Raw genomic sequence first — 20,376 nt, forward strand, 5'->3', positions numbered from 1 at the left:
ATCTGAGGAGAATGACCCTGCCAAGTTGTTGTGCTGGGCTCAAGATAGATAGGGCGTGTTCCACATATTTTATGACCGCACTTTGCCCAGATTCTGCAAATACCAGTCGTAGGTATCGCGCAGGCCAACATCCAATGATGTTTGGGCATGCCAGCCGAGGCTGTTGATGCGGCTAACGTCCATCAGCTTGCGCGGTGTGCCGTCGGGTTTCGTGGGGTCTGTTGCGAGTTCGCCTTCGAAGCCGACGACGTCGCAGATGAGTGTCGCCAGCTCCTTGATCGCTATGTCGCTGCCTACGCCGACGTTGATTGGGTCGGGGGCGTCATAATGCTCGGCAAGAAACACGAGCGCGTCGGCCAGATCGTCAACAAGCAGGAATTCGCGGCGGACTTGTCCTGTGCCCCATACGGAAAGTTTGTCTGAACCAGCGAGTTTCGCTTCATGCGCTTTACGCATGAGTGCCGGAATAACGTGCGCGCCTTCCAGATTGAAATTGTCACCGCGGCCGTAAAGGTTGGTCGGCATCACTGAAATGTAGTGCCGTCCGTATTGTTCGCGGTACGCCTGGGCCAGCTTTACGCCGGCAATCTTCGCGATCGCATACCATTGGTTTGTTGGTTCTAGAGGACCGGTGAGAAGACTGTCTTCGCTGATCGGTTGGGGAGCGTGTTTAGGATAGATGCAACTCGATCCGAGGAAGATCACTCGTTCGGTATCGTTGCGGTGGGCCGCATCGATCACGTTCGTTTCAATGACAAGATTGTCGTAAATGAATTCTGCTGGCCGCGTGGCATTGGCGAGAATTCCGCCCACAGTTGCAGCCGCTAAAAACACGACGTCAGGCTTATGAACTTCAAACCAATGGCGGACGTCGGCCTGGTTACGGAGATCGACCTCGTCTCGGCTTGTGGTCAGAGGCTCCATTCCGAGTTTACGCAATTGGCGCACCAGGGCCGCGCCGACCATTCCGCGATGGCCAGCAACGTAAATTCGCTTTCCGGCTAATTTGTATAGTTTTGTCAACGACCTTACCCCAGTCCGACCGATCCCTCGGCGCTGGTTCAATATCATAACTGCGATGCACCATATATGTCGCTGTCGCGTTAATGATAACGCGTGAAAGATCCCGCCACGTTTCACGGGATGGTGATGGCGCCGATGTGCTCGCTGTCGGGGGCGTCAGTAGTTCGCGTACGATTTTTCTTCCACGATCTGTGAGCCAAGGTGGAGATTTATTTCCTTTTTTATGGCGGCGCGCTCGTCGTTGGTGCGGTAGATCGCGCGAGCCGTTTCCAGGAACAGCTCGCCGAAATCCTTGTTACGTTCGCAATCCCGGATGGTGTCTTCCAGATTCCAAATGCGACCGTTTACGTTTTCGAGCCGCGTCTGCATCTCCATAACTTGTGGTAAGTTTGGGATATGACGGTGTTGCTCGGCTCTTAATATCTCCAGCTCGCGGCGTACGTTCGTGAGCTTGTCGGAATCGCTTATGCGCTCCGATTTGATCTTCAGGATCGTGATCTTGTCGATCAACTCACCCGGAGCGACGGGGATCAGAATCACGTTGGCCGTCATGAAATCCCTCTGTGCGTTAGGCCAGGAATTGGCTGCTAACAGTTGCGGAGCCCTTTCAGTCACTTAGGATTGCGCGGCGCCGATCCGGGCCGTGACTTCGATCTCGACTTTCATCTCAGGCTTGATGAGACCGCAGATTACCATTGATGCTGCGGGTCTAATTTCGGAAAACTTGGGCCCAACCGCTGCAACAACGGCATCGACATGCGCGACGTCGGTTACGTAGTAGACCACGCGCACGACATCCGCGAGAGACGCTCCTGCGTCGGCAAGCGCTTTCGCTATTGTCTCCAGTGCATTTCTGGCCTGCTCCCCAGGGCAATCAGGCATCGTCATCGACGCGTAATCGTATCCGGTTGTGCCGGAGACATAGATCATGTCTCTGTCCTTGACGGCGCGAGAATAGCCAAACGTCTGTTCAAAAGGAGAGCCACTGGAAATGCGTTGAACCATGATGAGTTACCTGGTGATCCTTGTTGATGTTACCCGAGAGGTGATGCGTCGTTGTGTTGAGAACCTTTGCCGTGGTCTTCCGACCTTATGAGGACACACGATAAGAGGGGTATTCGTCCATTTTGCCAACTAGTGTGTATGTGAATTTAGAGAGTGTGGGGGAGCATACGGGGGACATGTTCAGAAAGATTTTTCACGGCCTGACGGGGCGGCTTGACCATATCCTTGCCTCTCATGGTCATACGTTTGCTATGAGCAAAGAGCTGCTTGAGAGGTCTCTTTTCTTGAATGGGCAGATCGCTGCGATGCAGGTTCGCCAGCGCGAGCAGATCAAGACGCTTGCTGATGTTGAATTCCGCGTGACGTCTCAGTGGGGTGAGGACGGCATTATTGAATGGCTGTGCCACAAACTGCCCAATATCGACCGTTCGTTCGTTGAATTTGGTGTCGAGAATTTTGGAGAGGCCAATACGAGGTTCCTGTTGCAGAACCGTGGCTGGCGCGGGCTCGTCCTCGATGGCAATTCGGCCCACATGGATTATGTGCGTTCAGAAGCGATCCATTGGAAGCATGATCTTGTTGCTGAGAGCGCTTTTATCACGGCTGAAAATATCAACGACCTGATCACTCGTAACGGGTTCGCAGGCGAGCTTGGTATTTTGAGTGTCGATATTGATGGAAATGACTATTGGGTTTTGAAGGCGATCGCCTCCGTCAATCCGGCGATTCTGATCGCGGAGATCAACGGTGTGTTGGGTGATCATCATTCAATCACTATTCCGTACGATCCCTCGTTCCGACGTCTCTCCGCGCATCATTCGGGCCAATATTTTGGAGCTTCCATCAAAGCTATGATCTCGCTTGCAGAGGAGCGTGGCTATGCGTTCGTCGGCACCAACTCGACGGGTGTGAATGCGTTCTTTGTGCGCAGCGATCTTGCTGGACCCGTGCTTTCTTCGATCGAGACTATCAAGGCATGGCCTGCCCGGCATCGCGATTCACGCGACGTGAGTGGAGCGCTTACGTTTGCGCGTGGTCCGGCGAAGATCGATCTGATCAAAGATCTCCCAGTCTACGATTTGGAGCGGGACATAATCGTGCCGATTGAAAGTCTGTTGCCGCTTTATAGCGATGCGTGGGCACGCGAGATGTGAAGCGCTGGGGCTATATTGCTCGCAGATGGTGATGGTTCTGCCGTTGCTGTTGCGCGAAGGCCGATAAACAGGAGCACGAGCAACAGCAGACTGGCGAGGATGTGGGATAGGGTGCGATCCTTTTCTCGACAAAGTGGGGTTTCTTCCGAGCGGCGGCCGGCCCTCATGTAAATTCGTGGTGGCCGTTTCGATTGAGAGCTACGGCTGTGCCGCACTGATGGATGCATAACTCAACACTCCGTTCTCGTTAGCACTATCGGCAGGCGATTTTTTGCCGATAGTGTTTGGTCGATGGAACGGGTGAAAAGGTTCACACCCTTTTTTATAATTAGTCGCTTCTGCTGCTGCGCGTGGCTTCCTGAAGCGCGGCGGCAGCGTCGATACGGCCGGCGCCATATTCCTCGTCGTAACCTTCAGGTCCGAGATCGTGTGCAGTCCTGCTCAGAATAGAGCGGATGCGATCGGGAGATATTGCCGGATTGCGCTGATAGAGGAGCGCGGCCAAGCCACTGGTGTGGGCGGCAGCCATCGATGTGCCCGACAGGAAATTCATCGACTGTTCCGGCGCCAGTACCAGGATGTCGACTCCTGGCGCGGCGGCGGTGATGTAGGACCCGCGGTTGGCATCCGCATAGATGCGGTCTGCCTGGTCGGTGGCGGTGATGGCTATTACACTGCGATAGGCGGCAGGGTAGGCCGGCGCCGCCTTGGGACCATCGTTACCAGCAGCGGCGATGAAAATCGCACCCTTTTTGTATCCTTCCGTCGTGAGTTCTTCCAGCGTTGGGTCATGTGGGCCTGTGAAGCTCATGTTGAAGATACGGGCACCTTGCGTAAAAGCCCAATCAACGCTCTTGGCGAGGATGAAGCTGCTGGCCTCGACCTCCTTGCTCTTTTCGTCGACGTAAAAGGCGCGCACATCTAGCAGGCGTGCATCTGGGGCAACGCCTCGCACAGTCTTATGAGCCGACACAATGCCGGCAATAGCGGTTCCGTGGTCGGGTTTTGCACCTTTGCGATCCCCAATGGCGTCGAAGCGGTCAGCGACAGCACCCTCTAGCTCGGGATGAGTCTCTTCGATGCCGGTGTCGATGACCGCGACCAGAGTATCGCGACCGCTGGCGAGATGGTTGGCGGCTGGGGCACTAATTTTCGACAACGCGTACTGTAATTCGTCGGTCGTGGCTGCCCCATTGGATGGTGGCGCACCGCTGGCGACGTTGTACTTGGTGTCTGTTTTGTCTGAAGCGGCGGGGTTTGAGTGGCTTTCGGCTATAGCCGGTTCCGGTTCAATCGCGTTTGGCCGTTGGGGGAGCGGGGGAGCTTCCGCTTTGTTGCCTGGCGTCTTATCGGGCAACGTCGGATCTTCCTTTGAGCCGTCACCGGGATCAGGGGCATTTTCGTTTTGATCGTTCTGACCAGGTGATCCGTCAATCGGCTTTGGATTGCGCATCCTGTAGAGCAGGTTGGGTTGCGCAGAGATGACGCGCGGGTCAGAGGCGATGTCGCCCGTTACTTCCGCAACGTCGCGGCCGTTAGTGATCGTCATCCGTTGGAGACGTTGGCCGGTCAGCTCAATCATCGTGCTTTCTACGGGATTAAGGCCGTAGTCGGATGCGAGAGAGTTGACGTCGTTGTCGGTGAGGTCGCGAGACAAAAATACGATGACTTCATCCGGCACGTGCGGCGCATCGAATAGCTCCGCTGGAAATTCGGGACCGGGACCCGGATTTGGTGCGGGCAGAGGAGGTAGCGCGACCTTTTGGATATTGCCGCCATTGCCTGATCCAGAGCCGCCGCTCACCTTCGGGCGATGGACATCGATGCGATCGCTTCCACTTGGGCGGTCACGATCGAGATCGGGGATTACGAGCACCTGCGGCTGGATAAGCGGCCGGGTCACGCACGTATACACGTTTCCTGAGACTCGACGGCGGACGGCGCCCGCGAGGCAGTAACAGTGGCCGTAGCGTATCACGCCCCTGCGGCAGATGACGGATCTTCCAGCATCAGATCCGCTGCCACTGCCTCTACCTCTGTCGCGATTGCCAGGACGGGTATCGCGACCATCCCGGTCGTTCAGACGTCGGCGCAAGGTTTCGGCAGGATCGAGGCGATTTGTGTTTGCGCCAGGAACGATAAGCTTTGGGGTTGCTCCGCGACGCCTACGTTCAAGGTCCAAGCGACGTGCCCGGTTTGGGCGATTCAAGCGCTGAGGTGTGGTCAGACGTTGCCTATTTATGTTGGGGCCCGGAATGTGTTTTTGAATATGGTTTGAGATGTTCGGAAAGCGTTTGTTGCTATTAAAGGATTGCGAGAATGCCGGATCGGACAAGCTGATCGAGCCAAGCGCTGTGAAAAAAGCGCCGACGATCATCGGAATGTACTCCCATGCCTTTGAACGTGTGGATTGTATCGTGGGCGTGCGCGTCATGGCTTTTTCGCTCCTGGCGCCTTTGCCGCAAAGCTAATCATTTTGTTGCTCGACTTAAAGCGCTCTATAAGGGCTATGGCATCTTTATCGCTCAGGTTTTCAGTCGATAGCCTAATACGGTAAATGCCGCCGGGCATGGGGCCTGCAACGATACTGGCGCCGAAAGTTTCCAGCAAAGATCCGATCTCGTTTATTGACGCTTCGGGTGTGAAACGCACCAGCGCGATAACGCCTGTGGCAGCTGGTTGCGCCTTGTCGCCAGAAGCTGTCTTGAACTGTGGCTGGGTGCCGTCGCCAACAAGTAAGACTCCAATCGTGACAGCCTGGATCGCTACGACGGTGGCGACTGCTGCAGCCGCCCATCTTAGTTTGGGAGCCGTCAGGTCATTGGCAAGGCTTTCCGTCCATGCCAACAGGCGCCGCGGGATGTTTGCTACGACGCGTTTCTTTTCGTAAGCGGCAACCTCTGCCAGTAAACGATCGAGAGAGCCGGCAGGTGCACCGGAAATTTCTTCGTTGCTGGTGATGCTGGCTTCCGCTTCATCTTCGATCAGTTTGAGCTGATGAGCCATATCGGGATGCGCGTTGAGATAGTCCTCGACGCGGCGCTGATCCTTCGGCGCGAGTTTGCCGCTGACGTACCAGGGTAACAGCATCTCGACTTCTTCGCGTTCGCTCATCTTTTCGTCATGTTCGGTCATGGCCAACCCCGGTCGACACCGGCCTCCGCCAATAGAACCGAGAGCCGCTTGCGAGCGTGAAACATGCGCGTTTTGACGGTATTCTCGGGAATGCCTACGATTGTGCTGACCTCGGCTATCGGCATCTCGTGGTAGTATACGAGGTCAATGATTTCGCGGTGTTCCGCACTGAGATGGTTCATGCAGGCGCGGATGACATCTGCTTTATTGCTCTTTTGAGCGGTTATGTCGGGCGTATCTGCGTCATCTGCCAAAGTGGTTGCCGCATCGTCGTCCATCGCGACCTCGCGGCGTCGGCGCATGACGCTGAAGGCTTTATTCCGTGCGATCGATAGGAGCCATGTCGACACAGCAGAGCGCGCTTCGAAGCGGCTCGCTTGCTTCCAGACGTCCATAAAGACTTCGTTGACCAGTTCTTCAGCCACGGCGTCGCTTCCCGTAATTCGTGAGATGAAACGGAAAACACGCACCTGATGGCGCGCGAACAGGGCCGCCAATGCGGTCTGATCGCCGGACGTAATTCGCTCGACCAACTCGCGGTCTGCAGCTGCCTGCTCCATCTGGCATCCTAAAAATCTCCCGATGCGTGTCGGATTAGTAGTCGCATCGGCGGCGGAAAAGGTTCAAAGCAAATTGCGTACAACCCATGAATGGGAGTTTTGCCGTCATAATGTCAGGTGACGGCCCGTAAAGAAAAAACGCGCTTAACGACATCCTATCAAAGCAAACCTAAAATTCGATGCGTGTTCCGTTATGTCCGGTGCCGGGCAGACCCATGGATTCGATGGGCCAAGCCTTTCTGTGACGCTGCAAATATGGAGGGTGGAAATGTCTGTGACTTCAAGAAATAGAGGTTGCCGCCTTCGCCGCAGCGCACATTTCGTAGCGGGTGTCGCTGCCGGGATCGGGCTGACGTTGTTAGTCGGAGCGTTTATGGGCGCTGGAATTGCCGATGCCCGAAAGTCTCTGCAGCCGAGCGTCGATACATTGATTTCAATTTCCGAAACGATCCTGGGCGAGCCGATCTCGTATCCCACCGGAACAGCGAAGGTTACGGCTGCCGTCATTACGGTGCCCGTTGGCGCATCGACAGGCTGGCACAGCCATGGGGTGCCTTTGTTCGCGTATATACTGGAGGGGGAGTTGACCGTGGACTACGGTGAGAACGGCGTGCGGACCTATCGTTCGGGCATCGGGTTCATGGAGGCCATCGATATCGCGCATGATGGGCGCAATGGCGGCGATAGCGATGTCCGCATCCTGGCGGTCTATATGGGAGCAGAAGGGAAGGCTCTTTCGCGGAAGGCTGGGCCGCCGTCCCAATAGTTTTGCATTTCGGCTGTCCTCTCGGTGACACCCTGCAAAGGAATTTTCAGGGCGCGTCGAATTGTGGGGGACAGATGCGCATGTTGCTTGGTGGACGTGTGGCTTTTGCGTAGGCTCGTTCCGATTTGGCCCAGTGATTCCTTGGACGATCGGAATGTCGACTCCTTCTCTGTGCTACAAAGATCTTCGTCCTAACGTCCGGTCAGGTGACCTGATTGCCTTTGAGAGTCACACTTTCTCTGGACGGATGGTTCGTGTCTGGAGCAGCAGCCGCTATGCCCACGTGGGTATCGCAATGTGGCTCAGTGCAGGAGGGGCCCGGCCGCGGCTCTTTCTATTAGAGGCCCGCAGTGGGCACGGGGTCGGGATGCGGCTTATGTCGAGTGCCGGTGCATGCTGGTACATCCCGACACGCATTAATTGGAACGCCGACGTCAATCGGTTCGTCTGGCCCCAACTCGGGACCACCGGGTACGACTGGATGTCCGTTTGGCGGCGTATCTTCTTCCTGCCTCCGCGTCGTGATGGCGTCTACTATTGCTCGGAGTTCGCTGGGGAGATCCTCTTGCGCGGCGGCTTCAAGCTTCCTGATGAGGCGCTCGTAGACCCAGGTGAACTCGTCTATGCCGTGCTACGAAACGGTCCGGGTCAGATTTTTTGGATGGATGCGCCTCCGAGGAAGGTAGAGGGACAGGCAAAAGCTATAACGCGCTCCCCTCGACAATCTGCAATTCCGCCTTAAAAAGGTTTCAGTGCTTAGCTCAATCTGAGCAGCTTATTCGCGAGGCCAAGCAGGTCCCGTGAGAGCTGCCTTGTGCTTTTGCGTCCCAGGTGTTTGGGGGTCGGTGACTGTGTTGGGGGCTTCCGAGGCTTCTTTTCCGGCATGTCGTGGGTGGATTCTCCGGCGGCTTTGCCCGGCAGTGCGCGATCTTGCCCGCAATGCCTTTAGGAAGCGGGGGGCCTTGCCGCTTGGACAAAAGCTCTGGCTTTCTGGTGTGCAGCCAACCCACAGTCAGCCCTCCAGATCGCGTATCTGCGCGGGGCTTCTTTCTGTGAAGCTTCACAATGAGACAACTTTTGGCAGACGGTTTTGGGTGAGATCTCAGAACCGTGAGGATGGCTGTACGGATGCAGCGATATCTGCGACATCAGCCGACGGTGACAGAATGCAAGCTTTGAGAGGATGCCGGATATGACGCAATTGAGCCGAAGAAGGCTGGTGCAGGGGCTTGGTGCTCTCGCGGTGTCACCTGCTTTCAGCTCGTTTCCCAGTCCGGCTTACGCTCAGGGTGCTGCACGGATCGTTGTCGTTGGCGGCGGCGCGGGTGGGGCAACTCTCGCGAAGTACGTTAAGGTTGGTGCTCCCAATGCTAACGTGACTCTCGTTGAGCGCAGTCCGACCTATACGAGCTGCTTTTATTCTAATCTTTATTATGGCGGTTTCCGCACGCTCGAGTCCCTTACGCATTCCTACGACCAACTCCGCAGCATCGGTATCAATCTTATCCAGGATGTTGCCGTGGACGTGGATACCAGCGCACGCGTCGTGACGATGATGGGCGGCACACGCGTCTCTTATGACAAGTTGGTTCTTTCTCCAGGCATAGATATCGATCTGGAAGCAATCGAAGGGTACGACGCTGAGGCGACGCAGGTGATGCCGCATGCGTGGCGTGGTGGGGATCAAACACGGCTGCTGAAATCACAGCTCGAAGCGATGGAGGATGGCGGGGTTGTTGTGATAGCAGCGCCAGCCAATCCTTATCGGTGTCCGCCGGGGCCCTATGAGCGCATCTGCATGATTGCGCATTACCTCAAGACCAACAAACCTCGCTCTAAAATCGTGCTGTTGGACGCGAAGACGAGTTTTGCAAAGCAACCCGTTTTCCAAGAGGCTTTTGAGACCCACTACAAGGGCATGATCGAGGTCAATCTGACCGATCAGATCGACAGTTTTGAGGTCGTGAAGGTCGATCCTCGGACCAAGACCATGACAGTGAAGTCCGGACAGCAGTTCAAGGCCGACGTCGGCAATGTTATCCCGCCGCAACGCGCGGGCGGAATTGCCTGGCGTGCCGGTTGTGTCGAGGGGCGGTGGTGCCCCGTGTCTCCAGAAAGCTTTGCATCCACCAAGGTCAAGGACGTCTATGTGATCGGCGATTCTTCAAACGCCGCACAGATGCCGAAGTCAGCATTTTCCGCCAATAGCCAAGCAAAGTACGTCGCCAACACACTGGTGGCGGAACTCAACGGGTTGAAACCTCTGCCTTCGCGCCTGCGCAATACCTGCTGGTCTCTGTTGGCACAAAACGACAGCGTCAAGGTTGGAGCGAGTTACTCTGTTGGTGAGCTCGCCGGCGCTCCCGGCTTGGTGGCTGCGGGGCCGTTCGTATCAGAACCGGCGGAGCCGGCCAGCGTGCGGGCGCGGAACTTCAAGGAGTCCGAGGGCTGGTATTCGGCCATCACGATCGACATGTTCGCGGCGAGCTGATCGCACGAGGCTTTTGCAAGGGTTTGTCATGATGCCTTTCCGGATACCTGCAAGTATCGCTGCGTGCCTTTTGCTCGGCTTGTCCGCGCTGTCCGCCCATGCAGGATCGTTCCGTGCCACGCTGACATCAGGCGTGGAAGTGGTCGGCGATATCGTCGATTTCCACGATGGATATTACGACTTTCAGGTCGGCGAGACCTTAAAGCGGATCAAAGTTGAGGACGTCTCTGGGCTTAGTCTCGTCGAACTCACCGCAGCAAGAACTGGCGATCGTCCGAGTGGGGATAATGTCGTTCCGGCATTTACTTTGGAGAAGAGTTCCGGTCAGCCGGTAGCGGGACAGATCGTTCAATTCCAAGACGGATATTACACCGTGGCCACGGCGACAGGGACCGTTCAGGTTCCCGTCAGCGAAGTTACGAAGATCGCGTTAGCCTGGCAGGAAGCTTCCGAACCCAAGATTGCCGAGCCAAGCGTTGCGAAACTCAGCGGGACACTGCGAATTCGGGCGACTGCGGAGGGAGTGGAGCGCGTCGTGCCGGAGATCTTGCAGTTTTACGCTAAGGCGAGCGGTCAGACTGGGAAGTGGTCTCCACGTCAAGCGGATGGCTCGCGTATTTATAACGTCGAATTCTCGGGGGAACGAGAAGGTCTGCGTATCGAGCTACAGGCCGATGATCCGATTTCAGCCGTGGCAGCTGTGTTGGCTGGCAATTCCGATATTGCGATTCTTTCAGCGGAGCTAACGACAGAAGAGCTGGCCGCGGTCGCTGCAACGGTTCCTGGGGGCGTGATCCGTTCACGGTCTGCTGCTGTTGGTTCGCAGGAAGCGGCCCCCGCAAAAATTGCGATAGAGTTGACGCGTTTGGGACCGTCAGGCGCAGTCGTAATCGTCAATGCCGATAATCCCATTGAAAAGCTCTCGTACGATCAGGTCTCTGGAATTTTCAGCGGGAAGATTACCGACTGGTCACAACTGGGAGGTCCACATCGGCGTATTCGCGTGCACTCATTGGCTCAGCATTCCGGGCTCAAGAGCATAGCCAAACGCACCGTTTTGAAGGGCGGCGACTTGATGCTGTCTGCGTATCAGGTGGATACGCTGTCGGAATTGGCGGAAATCGTCAGCACCGATCCAACGGCGATAGGTCTTACGGAAGCTGCGAGCGTGGGTAATACCAAGGCGCTAAAGATCGTCGATCAGTGCGGGACGGCGCGCGCGCCCGATGAGTTCACCTTGAAGCTTCACTCTTATCCGTTGTCGGACACGTATGCTGTTTATAGCCTGCCCGATGCAAACTCGCAGACGAAAGAGTTTCGGAATTTTTTAAAAGCCGACCTGACGCAAAGCTTTCTCAAGAGCCGTGGGCTGCCTAACGACCGCGTCGTTGCGGTACGCAGTCCCGGTTTGAGCATTAATACTGAGGTTGGTGCCGGGACCAGCGCAACAAACGCGGCGAACAAGCAAGATGCTATTGAGCGTGTCTCAACGGTCTTCGGTTTTGCAAGCGGTAGCGTCACGCCGATGGACGGTTCCGAGAAGAAGGTCGATGGGTTGAAGACTTTTCTCGATGACCGGGATGGGGAAAAACGCCGGATTGCTGTGGTTGGATTTTCGGATGCGATTGGAACTCTCGATCAGAATATCGCGGTTTCAAGCGCGCGAGCCCGGAGCATCCAGTCTCTCTTGTCGCAACATGGTATTAAGGCAGAGAAGATATTGGCTTTAGGGCCTATGTTTCCGATCGCATGCGAAGTAAACCCGGGCGGGGCGGAGCTTAATCGGCGTGTTGAGATCTGGCTGTATTAATCGGTGTTAGACTGCGGAAATGGGTGATCAATGATCCGCTCTTGCTTCATAGTTGGTTTGGTCGCGTTCGCGGCTTTTCTGCCGTTCGGCGTCCTCGCCGTCGATGGCTTGAGTGAGGCGGATCTCAAACGGTACGGGCATCAGCTTTCTCAGGAGTGTTTGACCTGCCATCGGCTGGACGGAAAAGACGTGGGTGTTCCTGCGATCGTTGATTTGTCCAGGGAGGAATTTGTCAAAGCCCTGCAACTGTACCGGACCGGGCTCCGCGCCAACCCAATCATGGTTTCGGTTGCGTCAACGCTAGATAATCAACAGATCGAGGCGTTGGCTGTTTATTTCAGTTCCCTGAAAGATAACAAGTAAGTCCTCGTTCAGTCTTTTCGTAAGGATGCCGGCGTCTAAGTGGGCTACTGTTGATCCCGGAGCAGCGCTTCGCGTAATGCGGCAAACTTATTTGCGATGTGAGTCTTGAGCAGGGGGCCGAGGCGTGAGGCGTCACGTTTGCTTAGAGCGGAGAGAATTGCTTCATGCTCTGCGACGGCTGCGGTCCAACGGTCCTTCGACAGATTTGCCATGTAGCGTGCGCGACGTATGCGTCCAGATGCATTCCGCATCATCTGAGCCAACGTTGTATTTCGAGACGCACGCACAATGAGACTGTGAACCGCTTCATTGACTTCGAAATAGCGATGTAGATCGCCCCTCTTGTAGCATTCAACCATTTCTGCTTGCAGGTCGCGAGCAGATTCAATTTCCTCGTCTGTGATGCTCTGGCAGGCCAGCTCGCCGGAAAGAGCTTCCAATGCGCCAATAATGGGAAATAGTTCTTCGAGGTCGTCGATGGTGAGTTCGGTGACTGAGGCTCCCCGATTGGGAGTCAGGAGAACCAGGCCTTCGGTCATAAGAATTTTCAACGCTTCGCGCAGCGGCGTGCGCGATACGGCGAACTGGTCGCAGAGAAGCTTTTCGGAGATCTTCTCTCCCGGTCGCAGATCCCCTTCGATGATCAGACGGCGCAGCTGGTCAGCCAGCTCCTCGTGAAGCGGGCGCCGTTCAATGGGAGCACCGAGAACCGTACTCATGAACCTTCTTCCTTCAAACGTTATTGGAGGCAGAATATAGGACTTGCGCGACGTGGACAGCTTCACGGCCCGTCATATCGACAATCTGATGACGACATGAGGTGCCATCTGCCACGACTATGGCGTCTGTTGGTGCTTCGCGAATGCGCGGCATCAAACTCAATTCGCCCATTGCGCGCGAAATCTCGTAGGTTTCGGCTTGATATCCGAAGGCCCCAGCCATGCCGCAGCAGGACGTTTGAATTAGTTCAACTTCGAGATCGGGGATAAGCTTAAGCGTTTGCTGAACCGGTGATACCACGTTGAATGCTTTTTGGTGGCAGTGGCCATGGAGAAGGGCACGCGACACCGGCAAGGAGGAGAGTTTCAGTTCGAAAGACCCCTCGGCGTGCTTGCGCGCGATGAATTCCTCAAACAGCAAGACCCGTGCTCCTAGTTCCTCATTCCACTCTGCGCCCAAAAGTGCTGGGGCTTCGTCGCGGAATGTGAGTAGGCAAGACGGTTCGAGGCCTACGACGTAGCCTCCCCGTTCAAGGATGGGTTTGATGACTTCGATCGTACGTCGCATTTCCTCTGCTGCTTGGTCCGTGAGGCCTGCCGATAGGAACGTCCGCCCGCAGCACAGCGGGCGTGAGCCTGTGAGCGGGGTCGCGTGCGCAACTTGAAACCCGGCACGTTTCAGGACGGCTTCGGCGGCGCGAAGATTGTCGGGCTCGAAGTATCGGTTGAAGGTGTCCGCGAAGAGCAGAACATCCGCGTCGGCCGGCGAGGTTTCATATTCGTCCGGCTCAAATACGTCCGTGCGCCATTGCGGTAAGGGTCGGGCGGCGCTCATGCCCACAACTCGCTCAGAGATCCAGGCGGCACCAGGGATACGATCGCGCAAGTTCAACAGGCCTGCTGCGCGAGATGCTTTCTGCGCATAGTGCGGCAGATACGCGACCATGCGGTCGCGGAGGGAAAGGCCATGCCGCTTTGCTCTTGCAGCGGACACGTCGATTTTCATCTTGGCCATGTCAACGCCCGTTGGGCATTCACGGCGGCAGGCCTTGCAGGAGACGCACAGCTTCATGGTTTCTGCCATGGCGTCGCTGGTGAGTGCGTTCGGACCAAGTTGGCCGGATATGGCCAAGCGGAGGGAATTGGCGCGTCCGCGCACGAGATCGCGTTCGTTGCGCGTTACGCGATAGGACGGACACATGACACCGTCTTTGAGTTTGCGACAGGCGCCATTGTTATTGCACATCTCCACCGCGCCCTGAAAACCGCGACCCGATCCGTAGTGGCCGGACCAAGTGAATGCGGATTGTATCTCCGGGACGTTGTATTCGGGAGCGTAGCGTAGAAGATTGCGATCATCCATGCGCGGTGGACGGACGATTTTTCCGGGGTTGAGAAGCCCGTCAGGGTCCATCCGATCCTTTACCCAATTGAAGTTCTCAACCATGCGTTCGCCGAACATGGTGCGGTGAAACTCAGAGCGAACGATCCCGTCACCGTGCTCGCCGGAGTGGGAGCCGCGATAGCTGCGGACAAGCTCGAATGCTTCCTCGGCGATGGCGCGCATTTGTTTGACGCCGGTGTCCAACTTGAGGTTCAGGACCGGGCGGACGTGAAGGGTGCCCACGGACGCGTGGGCGTACCAGGTTCCGTCCGTACCGTGTTCGCGGAAGATGCCGGTGAGGCGGTCGGTATACTCGGCTAGGTCTTTGAGTTCGACAGCGCAGTCTTCGACGAAGGAGACGGGTTTTCCTTCGCTCTTCATCGACATCATGATGTTGAGGCCCTGCTTGCGGACCTCAATAATTTGCTTTTGGAACTCGGGGTCGATAGCCCGGACAACACCGCCGTCCTTCTTGCCGGGATCACCCCAACGGAAGCCAAGATCCGCCATCAGATCTTCCAAGGCGTCCAGGCGTTTGAGGTTCTCGTTCTGATCCGGCTCCGCAAACTCCACGATGAGCAGCGCGGCGGGCTCTCCGCGCACGAAGGCATCAACGATTGGCTTGAACATCGCGATCTTGCGGCCAAGCTCGATCATATTGCTGTCCACCAACTCGACGGCAGTCGGATCGAGTTTGACCAGGTGCTGGGTCGCGTCCATTGCCTCGTAAAACGTCGGGAAATGGCAGACACCCAGAACCTTCGAGCTCAGGATGGGCGACAATTTCAACGTAATACGTTCGCTAAGGGCGAGCGTGCCTTCCGACCCGACGAGCAGGTGCGCGAGGTTATTGCCCTTCGCGTTGGGAAGGAGAGAATCGACGTTATAGCCACCGACGCGGCGAATAATGTCAGGAAAGCGGAGACGAATTTCTTCGGCTTCGCGCGAGCCAAGGGCCAACAAATCGCGGAAAAGCTCGCGGTTGGGGTCGGCTTCGTTGAGACCTTGCAGGTTTGTTTCGACCTGAGCGAAGCGGGCGCGACGGCCGTTGGCCAGGATGGCATCAATTGCCAAAACGTTGTCGCGTGACGTTCCGTAACGGATGGATCGCGCGCCACATGAATTATTTGCGGTCATGCCGCCGAGTGTGCAGCGTGAGGATGTCGAGACATCGACGGGATACCAGAGGCCATGCGGCTTCAGGTGATCGTTGAGTGTATCGAGAACGAGCCCGGGTTCGACGACGGCTGTGCGTGCTTCGGGATCGACTTCGATCAACTTGTTCAGGTGTTTCGAAAGATCGATGACGATTGCTTCATTGACCGTCTGACCGCTTTGGGAGGTGCCGCCGCCACGGGGAAGGACCGGTACACCGGCTTCTCGTGCAATCGCCAATGTCGCTTCAACGTCGGCAATCGTACGGGGGATGACGACCCCAAGCGGCATCATCTGGTAGATCGATGCGTCGGTCGCGTATCGGCCGCGGCTAAACTTGTCGAATAGGATCTCGCCCTCTATCGCCCGGCTCAGCTGCCGTTCAAGGCCTTCAGTATCGGGTTGATGCGTTCTCGACATGGCCACCGGCTTTGCTGCTGTTTGTGGGGGCGAAGACATTGCATAGTTGACAATGGCTCACCGTTCAATTTTTGTATTCAAAATGCGAAATAAAAAATTCGCCAAGTGATCTGGGGGTAAGAATTTCCTTCAGGTGCAGAGGTGACGGGAGCGGAGGATATACAAATGTACAAATCGGGCCGGCATTTCCTCCAAATTCCTGGACCTTCGAATGTACCTGATCGTGTCCTTCGCGCGATGGATTTCCCGACAATGGACCACCGCGGGCCGGATTTTGCCGACATCGGCAAAAAGGCTCTTGAGGGAATGAAGTCCATCTTCAAGACCGAGCAGGATGTCGTGATTTTCCCGTCCTCCGGGACGGGGGCGTGGGAAGCCGCTCTGGTTAATACTTTGTCAGCTGGTGATCGCGTGCTGATGTATGAGACCGGACACTTCGCGACCCTGTGGCAGGCGCTCGCAAAGCGGCTTGGACTCCAGCCGGAATTCATTCCCAGCGATTGGCGCAGCGGTGCTGATCCGGAGAAAATCGAAGCGTATCTGCGGGCAGACAAGAACCACGAAATCAAGGCTGTCTGTGTCGTCCACAACGAGACATCGACCGGTTCGGTTACGCAGGTCAAAGAGGTCAGAGATGCCATAGATTCTGCGGGGCATCCGGCTTTGCTGATGGTCGACAGCATCTCGGGACTCGCGTCGATTGATTTTCAGTTTGATGCGTGGGGCGTCGACGTTGCGGTTTCCGGATCCCAGAAGGGCTTGATGCTTCCGCCGGGCCTTTCGTTCAATGCGATCAGCGCGAAGGCGCGCGCGGCAAGTGCCAAGGCAACGCTGCCGAAGTCTTATTGGGCTTGGGATGAAATGAAAGGCCCGAACGAGAAGGGGTATTTTCCATATACGCCGGCAACGAACCTTCTCTATGGCCTCAATGTTGCGATCGATATGCTGCATGAGGAAGGTTTGGACGCCGTATTTGCGCGACATGCCCGGCACGGCGAGGCTACGCGGCAGGCGGTGCGGACCTGGGGGCTCGACATCCTCTGCAGCGACCCAAGACATTACTCCAACGTGCTGACGACAGTCGTGATGCCCACAGGGAGCAGCGCTGACGCGTTCCGTAAGACAACGCTCGACAATTTCGACATGTCACTCGGGAGTGGATTATCAAAGGTTGCCGACCGTGTCTTTCGTATAGGCCATCTTGGCCATTTTAACGACTTGATGCTGATGGCAACGCTGTCTGGTGTCGAGATGGGACTGAAACTTGCGAGCGTTCCTCACAATCGGGGTGGCGCGCAAGCGGCAATGGACTATCTTACCAACTCAGAACGACCGACCGAGGCGATCGCCGCGGCCCAATAAGAATCAATAATTAAAAGCAACTGATAAAAACCTTCGGGAGGAGGACCCCAAATGAAACGAATGACGCTGTTGGCTGCGTCCGCGGCCGCTGTCCTGTTCGCCACTCCAGCAATGGCGGACAAGCTTGTGCTCAAATTCGGTCACGTCGGTGAACCCGGTTCGTTGTTTGAGGCGAGTGCCAATGCCTTTGCTGCATGCTCGAACAAAGCTCTTGGTGATAAGGCTGAAGTTCAGACCTTCGGATCTTCTCAGCTCGGCAAGGACAGTGAGCTGCTTCAGAAGTTGAAGCTTGGCCAAGTAACTTTCGCTCTACCTTCGTCGGTCATGTCGTCCGTTGCCAATGAGTTTGGCGTGTTCGAGATGCCCTACATCATTAAAAGCCGCGATCACATGCGGCGGGTGCAGAAGGCATTGATGGAGAGCACCTTCCAACCTGCGGTTAAGGCGAAGGGCTATCGTATCATCGGCTTGTTCGAAAATGGCTTCCGCCACATCACGAACAACGTCCGTCCGATCAAGGTGCCGGCAGATCTGTCCGGTATCAAGCTGCGTACGCCTAAGGGTGTTTGGCGGTTGAAGATGTTCAAGCTCTACGGCGCAAACCCGACGCCGATGGCATTCTCAGAGGTCTTTACGGCCTTGCAGACGAACGTCATTGACGGACAGGAAAATCCCTATGCGCAGATCGCGTCCGCGAAATTCCAGGAAGTTCAGAAGTACCTGACGATCACCAACCACGTTTACACACCAGGGTATGTTCTGGTGTCCGACAATCACTTCGGCAAGTTGCCGCAAGATGTTCAGGACGCACTCGTAAAGTGCGGTGCTGAAACCCAGGACTTCGTCTACAAGAAGGCGGCAGAGCTTGAAGTTGAGCTTCTGAAGGTCATTAAGGACGCTGGAGTGGAAGTGAACGAAGCGGACAACGCCGCATTCGTAGAGGCTTCTAAGCCGATCTATGACGAATACGCCGAAAGCTTCGATGGTGCGAGGAAGCTGGTTGAGACCGTGCAGTCTTTGGCGGACGGTTCGTAAACTCGCGCGAAGTTTCTGAGATTGGGCACGCTGCCGCGTGCCCAATCCGAAACTGTTCCTTCCAGGAGCGCCTTTGTCTCGTTCGCCGGACGCTCAACGGTACGTACGGCACATCTTCCACGATTATCGCGAGAAGAGCATTCCACTATGATCAGTGCTGTACGACGAGGCCTTGAACTCGTCTTGGAATGGGCGACCATCCTTTTGATGGTGTCCTTGACCGTCGTCGTTATCGTCGGCGTTTCATTCCGTATCGTTGGCGACTCATTGTCCTGGTACGACGAGATCGCAGCAATCCTACTCGCATGGATTACCTATTACGGTGCGGCCCTCGCTGCGCTGAAACGGAGGCATATCGGTTTCGATACCGTGTTGCTTTTGATCCCCATGCCGTTGCGGATGGTGGCTTTGTTGGTGGCAGAAGTCACGGTCGTTGGCTTCTTTGCAATCCTTGCTCTCACAGGCATGCAGGTTCTTCAGGTTTTGGAGGGTGAAACCCTTATCTCCCTGACTTGGATGCCTGTTCAATTCACGCAGTCGATCATTCCCGTTGGTGCAGTGCTGTTCATCATCTGCGAGCTTCTTAGCCTGCCTGAATACTGGGGCTTGACCGCGGCAGGTAAGTCGCTGGAGCACGAAGAGATCGAAGAAGACGTCAAATCTGAGCTCGAGAAAGCGAAGGCGCGATAGGCATGCTTATTCTTGCAATTTTCATCGCGCTTGTTGCGTTGATCTTCATCAACGTGCCGATTGCGGTCGCACTCGCTGTCGGGGGCATTATCGGTCTTTTGGCGACCGAAGGCGTCAGCAGTCTTCCCACCGTCGCTCTCGATATGTACGACGGCTCAACGAAGTTTTCGCTGATTGCCATTCCGATGTTTGTTCTGGCTGGTGCCATTATGAACGCGGGCGGTGTTACTGACCGTCTCATTAACTTCGTGACTGCGTTGATTGGTTTCGTGCGCGGTGGCTTGGCGATGGTCAACATCGGCGTGTCCCTGTTCTTTGCGGAAATTTCGGGATCGGCCGTTGCGGACGTGGCCGCGCTCGGTTCCGTTCTCATTCCGCAAATGAAGAAGCGAGGTTATTCAGCTCCGCTTGCGGCGGCGGTTACATCGTCTTCGGCTTCGCTGGCCATTATCATTCCGCCGTCGATTCCGATGATCCTTTACGCGACGTCCGCCAACACATCTGTTGAACAGCTATTCGTTGCGGGTTTCGTGCCGGGGCTGCTTGGCGCTGCGGGGTTGATGTTCGTCGCCTACATGTTCGCGCTTCGGTACAATTTGCCGGTCGAAGAAGCGTTTAATATGCCGCGATTGCGCAAAACCTTTATCGACGCGCTTCCTGCCTTTTCGTTGCCCGTTATCATTCTGGGTGGCATCTTCGGCGGCTTCGTCACAGCTACTGAGGCGGCCGGACTTGCCGTGATCGCTGCGCTCCTCGTGGGGCTTTGGTATCGCGAGATGGATTTCAAGCATCTGAAGCGTGCGATGCTTGATGGCGGTATGCAGACGGCGATCGTTATGCTGCTGGTTGCAGCTTCGGTTTTGATGGGTGGCTTCCTGACCCGGGCTCGGGTCCCTCAGGAGATTGCGGCCGCGATACTGGACATGACGACCAACCAGTATCTGATCCTGCTGATCATGAACGTTTTCTTCCTGATTATCGGCTTCTTCCTTCACTCGGCCGCAGCGATCATTCTGGTCATCCCGATCGTGATTCCGCTCATACACGCAGCAGGTATCGATCCGGTGCACTTTGGGCTGGTTGTGACGCTCAATTTGGCAATCGGACAGCAAACGCCACCGGTAGCAAGCGTGCTCATAACTGCGTGTGCCGTGGCTCGGGCTAATATATGGGAAGTCTCGAAGGTCAACCTCCCGTTCGTGGCCGTGCTGTTGGCGGTTCTTCTTCTATGCACCTATGTGCCAGCTGTTCCGATGTTCTTGGTTGAATATCTCTACCGCTAACACTGCAACGTGCTCGCAAAG

The 20,376-nt window shown here is 56.0% G+C and carries 18 protein-coding genes; 10 read left to right on the forward strand and 8 right to left on the reverse strand.

Going from position 1 to position 20,376, the window contains the following annotated elements; translation table 11 throughout:
- Positions 1 to 69: 69 nt before the first annotated feature.
- The 3 genes from YBN1229_RS16725 to YBN1229_RS16735 form a co-directional block, all read right to left on the reverse strand.
- Positions 70 to 1,023 (reverse strand): GDP-L-fucose synthase family protein, encoded by a 954-nt coding sequence (locus tag YBN1229_RS16725; protein WP_280136715.1) that lies wholly within the window; start codon positions 1,021 to 1,023, stop codon positions 70 to 72.
- A 156-nt stretch (positions 1,024 to 1,179) separates the two neighbouring features.
- Positions 1,180 to 1,575 (reverse strand): DUF6165 family protein, encoded by a 396-nt coding sequence (locus YBN1229_RS16730; protein ID WP_046479344.1) that lies wholly within the window; start codon positions 1,573 to 1,575, stop codon positions 1,180 to 1,182.
- A gap of 63 nt (positions 1,576 to 1,638) precedes the next feature.
- The gene (locus YBN1229_RS16735) at positions 1,639 to 2,028 is read right to left on the reverse strand and encodes a RidA family protein (protein ID WP_046479345.1); all 390 of its coding nucleotides are present in this window, start codon (positions 2,026 to 2,028) and stop codon (positions 1,639 to 1,641) included.
- A gap of 176 nt (positions 2,029 to 2,204) precedes the next feature.
- Between YBN1229_RS16735 and YBN1229_RS16740 the strand changes: the two genes are divergently transcribed.
- Entirely contained in the window at positions 2,205 to 3,182 is a 978-nt protein-coding gene (locus YBN1229_RS16740; RefSeq protein WP_052744039.1) for a hypothetical protein, read from the forward strand.
- 328 nt (positions 3,183 to 3,510) lie between these two features.
- On the opposite strand, the gene YBN1229_RS16745 is transcribed toward YBN1229_RS16740, so the two are convergent.
- The 3 genes from YBN1229_RS16745 to YBN1229_RS16755 all read right to left on the reverse strand — a co-directional run bounded on the left by YBN1229_RS16745 (position 3,511) and on the right by YBN1229_RS16755 (position 6,877).
- Positions 3,511 to 5,085 (reverse strand): S8 family peptidase, encoded by a 1,575-nt coding sequence (locus tag YBN1229_RS16745; RefSeq protein WP_160298731.1) that lies wholly within the window; start codon positions 5,083 to 5,085, stop codon positions 3,511 to 3,513.
- A 527-nt stretch (positions 5,086 to 5,612) separates the two neighbouring features.
- Positions 5,613 to 6,317: a hypothetical protein gene (locus tag YBN1229_RS16750; RefSeq protein ID WP_046479346.1), complete on the reverse strand. Its 705-nt coding sequence runs from the start codon at positions 6,315 to 6,317 to the stop codon at positions 5,613 to 5,615.
- Positions 6,314 to 6,877 (reverse strand): sigma-70 family RNA polymerase sigma factor, encoded by a 564-nt coding sequence (locus tag YBN1229_RS16755; protein WP_046479347.1) that lies wholly within the window; start codon positions 6,875 to 6,877, stop codon positions 6,314 to 6,316. Before YBN1229_RS16755 ends, YBN1229_RS16750 begins: the two co-directional genes overlap by 4 nt.
- Positions 6,878 to 7,145: 268 nt before the next feature.
- Between YBN1229_RS16755 and YBN1229_RS16760 the strand changes: the two genes are divergently transcribed.
- The 5 genes from YBN1229_RS16760 (at position 7,146) to YBN1229_RS16780 (ending at position 12,307) form a co-directional block, all read left to right on the forward strand.
- The gene (locus tag YBN1229_RS16760; RefSeq protein WP_052744701.1) at positions 7,146 to 7,643 is read left to right on the forward strand and encodes a cupin domain-containing protein; all 498 of its coding nucleotides are present in this window, start codon (positions 7,146 to 7,148) and stop codon (positions 7,641 to 7,643) included.
- A 154-nt stretch (positions 7,644 to 7,797) separates the two neighbouring features.
- Entirely contained in the window at positions 7,798 to 8,385 is a 588-nt protein-coding gene (locus tag YBN1229_RS16765) for a hypothetical protein (protein WP_152025031.1), read from the forward strand.
- Positions 8,386 to 8,835: 450 nt separating this feature from the next.
- Entirely contained in the window at positions 8,836 to 10,134 is a 1,299-nt protein-coding gene (locus YBN1229_RS16770; RefSeq protein WP_046479349.1) for an NAD(P)/FAD-dependent oxidoreductase, read from the forward strand.
- 28 nt (positions 10,135 to 10,162) lie between these two features.
- A complete protein-coding gene (locus tag YBN1229_RS16775) occupies positions 10,163 to 11,944 on the forward strand; it encodes a phosphate ABC transporter substrate-binding/OmpA family protein (RefSeq protein ID WP_046479350.1) in 1,782 nt (593 codons plus the stop codon).
- A 30-nt stretch (positions 11,945 to 11,974) separates the two neighbouring features.
- Positions 11,975 to 12,307, forward strand: a complete 333-nt coding sequence (locus YBN1229_RS16780; RefSeq protein WP_052744041.1) for a c-type cytochrome — start codon at positions 11,975 to 11,977, stop codon at positions 12,305 to 12,307.
- Positions 12,308 to 12,351: 44 nt separating this feature from the next.
- On the opposite strand, the gene YBN1229_RS16785 is transcribed toward YBN1229_RS16780, so the two are convergent.
- Together YBN1229_RS16785 and YBN1229_RS16790 are read right to left on the reverse strand one after the other, a co-directional pair.
- Positions 12,352 to 13,026, reverse strand: coding sequence for a GntR family transcriptional regulator (locus YBN1229_RS16785; RefSeq protein WP_046479351.1), 675 nt, complete (start codon positions 13,024 to 13,026; stop codon positions 12,352 to 12,354).
- A 13-nt stretch (positions 13,027 to 13,039) separates the two neighbouring features.
- Positions 13,040 to 15,985: an FAD-binding and (Fe-S)-binding domain-containing protein gene (locus tag YBN1229_RS16790; RefSeq protein WP_046479352.1), complete on the reverse strand. Its 2,946-nt coding sequence runs from the start codon at positions 15,983 to 15,985 to the stop codon at positions 13,040 to 13,042.
- A gap of 165 nt (positions 15,986 to 16,150) precedes the next feature.
- Here YBN1229_RS16790 and YBN1229_RS16795 point away from each other — a divergent pair, with 165 nt between their 5' ends.
- From YBN1229_RS16795 to YBN1229_RS16810, 4 genes are all read left to right on the forward strand, one after another.
- Positions 16,151 to 17,347 carry a pyridoxal-phosphate-dependent aminotransferase family protein gene (locus tag YBN1229_RS16795; RefSeq protein WP_046479353.1) on the forward strand — a complete coding sequence of 399 codons (1,197 nt, stop codon included), beginning with the start codon at positions 16,151 to 16,153 and terminating at the stop codon, positions 17,345 to 17,347.
- A 51-nt stretch (positions 17,348 to 17,398) separates the two neighbouring features.
- Positions 17,399 to 18,382 (forward strand): TRAP transporter substrate-binding protein, encoded by a 984-nt coding sequence (locus YBN1229_RS16800; RefSeq protein WP_046479354.1) that lies wholly within the window; start codon positions 17,399 to 17,401, stop codon positions 18,380 to 18,382.
- A 147-nt stretch (positions 18,383 to 18,529) separates the two neighbouring features.
- A complete protein-coding gene (locus YBN1229_RS16805) occupies positions 18,530 to 19,072 on the forward strand; it encodes a TRAP transporter small permease (protein WP_046479355.1) in 543 nt (180 codons plus the stop codon).
- 2 nt (positions 19,073 to 19,074) lie between these two features.
- A complete protein-coding gene (locus YBN1229_RS16810; protein ID WP_046479356.1) occupies positions 19,075 to 20,355 on the forward strand; it encodes a TRAP transporter large permease in 1,281 nt (426 codons plus the stop codon).
- Positions 20,356 to 20,376: the final 21 nt, after the last annotated feature.

The sequence above is a fragment of the Candidatus Filomicrobium marinum genome (genome assembly GCF_000981545.1).
Classification (GTDB): Bacteria; Pseudomonadota; Alphaproteobacteria; order Rhizobiales; family Hyphomicrobiaceae; genus Filomicrobium; species Filomicrobium insigne.

What these genes read in the sequence shown, in the direction of transcription:
- YBN1229_RS16730 (WP_046479344.1), bottom strand. Translation starts at nt 1,575, where the DNA reads ATGACGGCCAACGTGATTCTGATCCCCGTCGCTCCGGGTGAGTTGATC.
- YBN1229_RS16735 (WP_046479345.1), bottom strand. Translation starts at nt 2,028, where the DNA reads ATGGTTCAACGCATTTCCAGTGGCTCTCCTTTTGAACAGACGTTTGGC.
- YBN1229_RS16740 (WP_052744039.1), top strand. Translation starts at nt 2,205, where the DNA reads ATGTTCAGAAAGATTTTTCACGGCCTGACGGGGCGGCTTGACCATATC.
- YBN1229_RS16750 (WP_046479346.1), bottom strand. Translation starts at nt 6,317, where the DNA reads ATGACCGAACATGACGAAAAGATGAGCGAACGCGAAGAAGTCGAGATG.
- YBN1229_RS16755 (WP_046479347.1), bottom strand. Translation starts at nt 6,877, where the DNA reads ATGGAGCAGGCAGCTGCAGACCGCGAGTTGGTCGAGCGAATTACGTCC.
- YBN1229_RS16760 (WP_052744701.1), top strand. Translation starts at nt 7,146, where the DNA reads ATGTCTGTGACTTCAAGAAATAGAGGTTGCCGCCTTCGCCGCAGCGCA.
- YBN1229_RS16765 (WP_152025031.1), top strand. Translation starts at nt 7,798, where the DNA reads ATGTCGACTCCTTCTCTGTGCTACAAAGATCTTCGTCCTAACGTCCGG.
- YBN1229_RS16770 (WP_046479349.1), top strand. Translation starts at nt 8,836, where the DNA reads ATGACGCAATTGAGCCGAAGAAGGCTGGTGCAGGGGCTTGGTGCTCTC.
- YBN1229_RS16775 (WP_046479350.1), top strand. Translation starts at nt 10,163, where the DNA reads ATGATGCCTTTCCGGATACCTGCAAGTATCGCTGCGTGCCTTTTGCTC.
- YBN1229_RS16780 (WP_052744041.1), top strand. Translation starts at nt 11,975, where the DNA reads ATGATCCGCTCTTGCTTCATAGTTGGTTTGGTCGCGTTCGCGGCTTTT.
- YBN1229_RS16785 (WP_046479351.1), bottom strand. Translation starts at nt 13,026, where the DNA reads ATGAGTACGGTTCTCGGTGCTCCCATTGAACGGCGCCCGCTTCACGAG.
- YBN1229_RS16790 (WP_046479352.1), bottom strand. Translation starts at nt 15,985, where the DNA reads ATGTCGAGAACGCATCAACCCGATACTGAAGGCCTTGAACGGCAGCTG.
- YBN1229_RS16795 (WP_046479353.1), top strand. Translation starts at nt 16,151, where the DNA reads ATGTACAAATCGGGCCGGCATTTCCTCCAAATTCCTGGACCTTCGAAT.
- YBN1229_RS16800 (WP_046479354.1), top strand. Translation starts at nt 17,399, where the DNA reads ATGAAACGAATGACGCTGTTGGCTGCGTCCGCGGCCGCTGTCCTGTTC.
- YBN1229_RS16805 (WP_046479355.1), top strand. Translation starts at nt 18,530, where the DNA reads ATGATCAGTGCTGTACGACGAGGCCTTGAACTCGTCTTGGAATGGGCG.
- YBN1229_RS16810 (WP_046479356.1), top strand. Translation starts at nt 19,075, where the DNA reads ATGCTTATTCTTGCAATTTTCATCGCGCTTGTTGCGTTGATCTTCATC.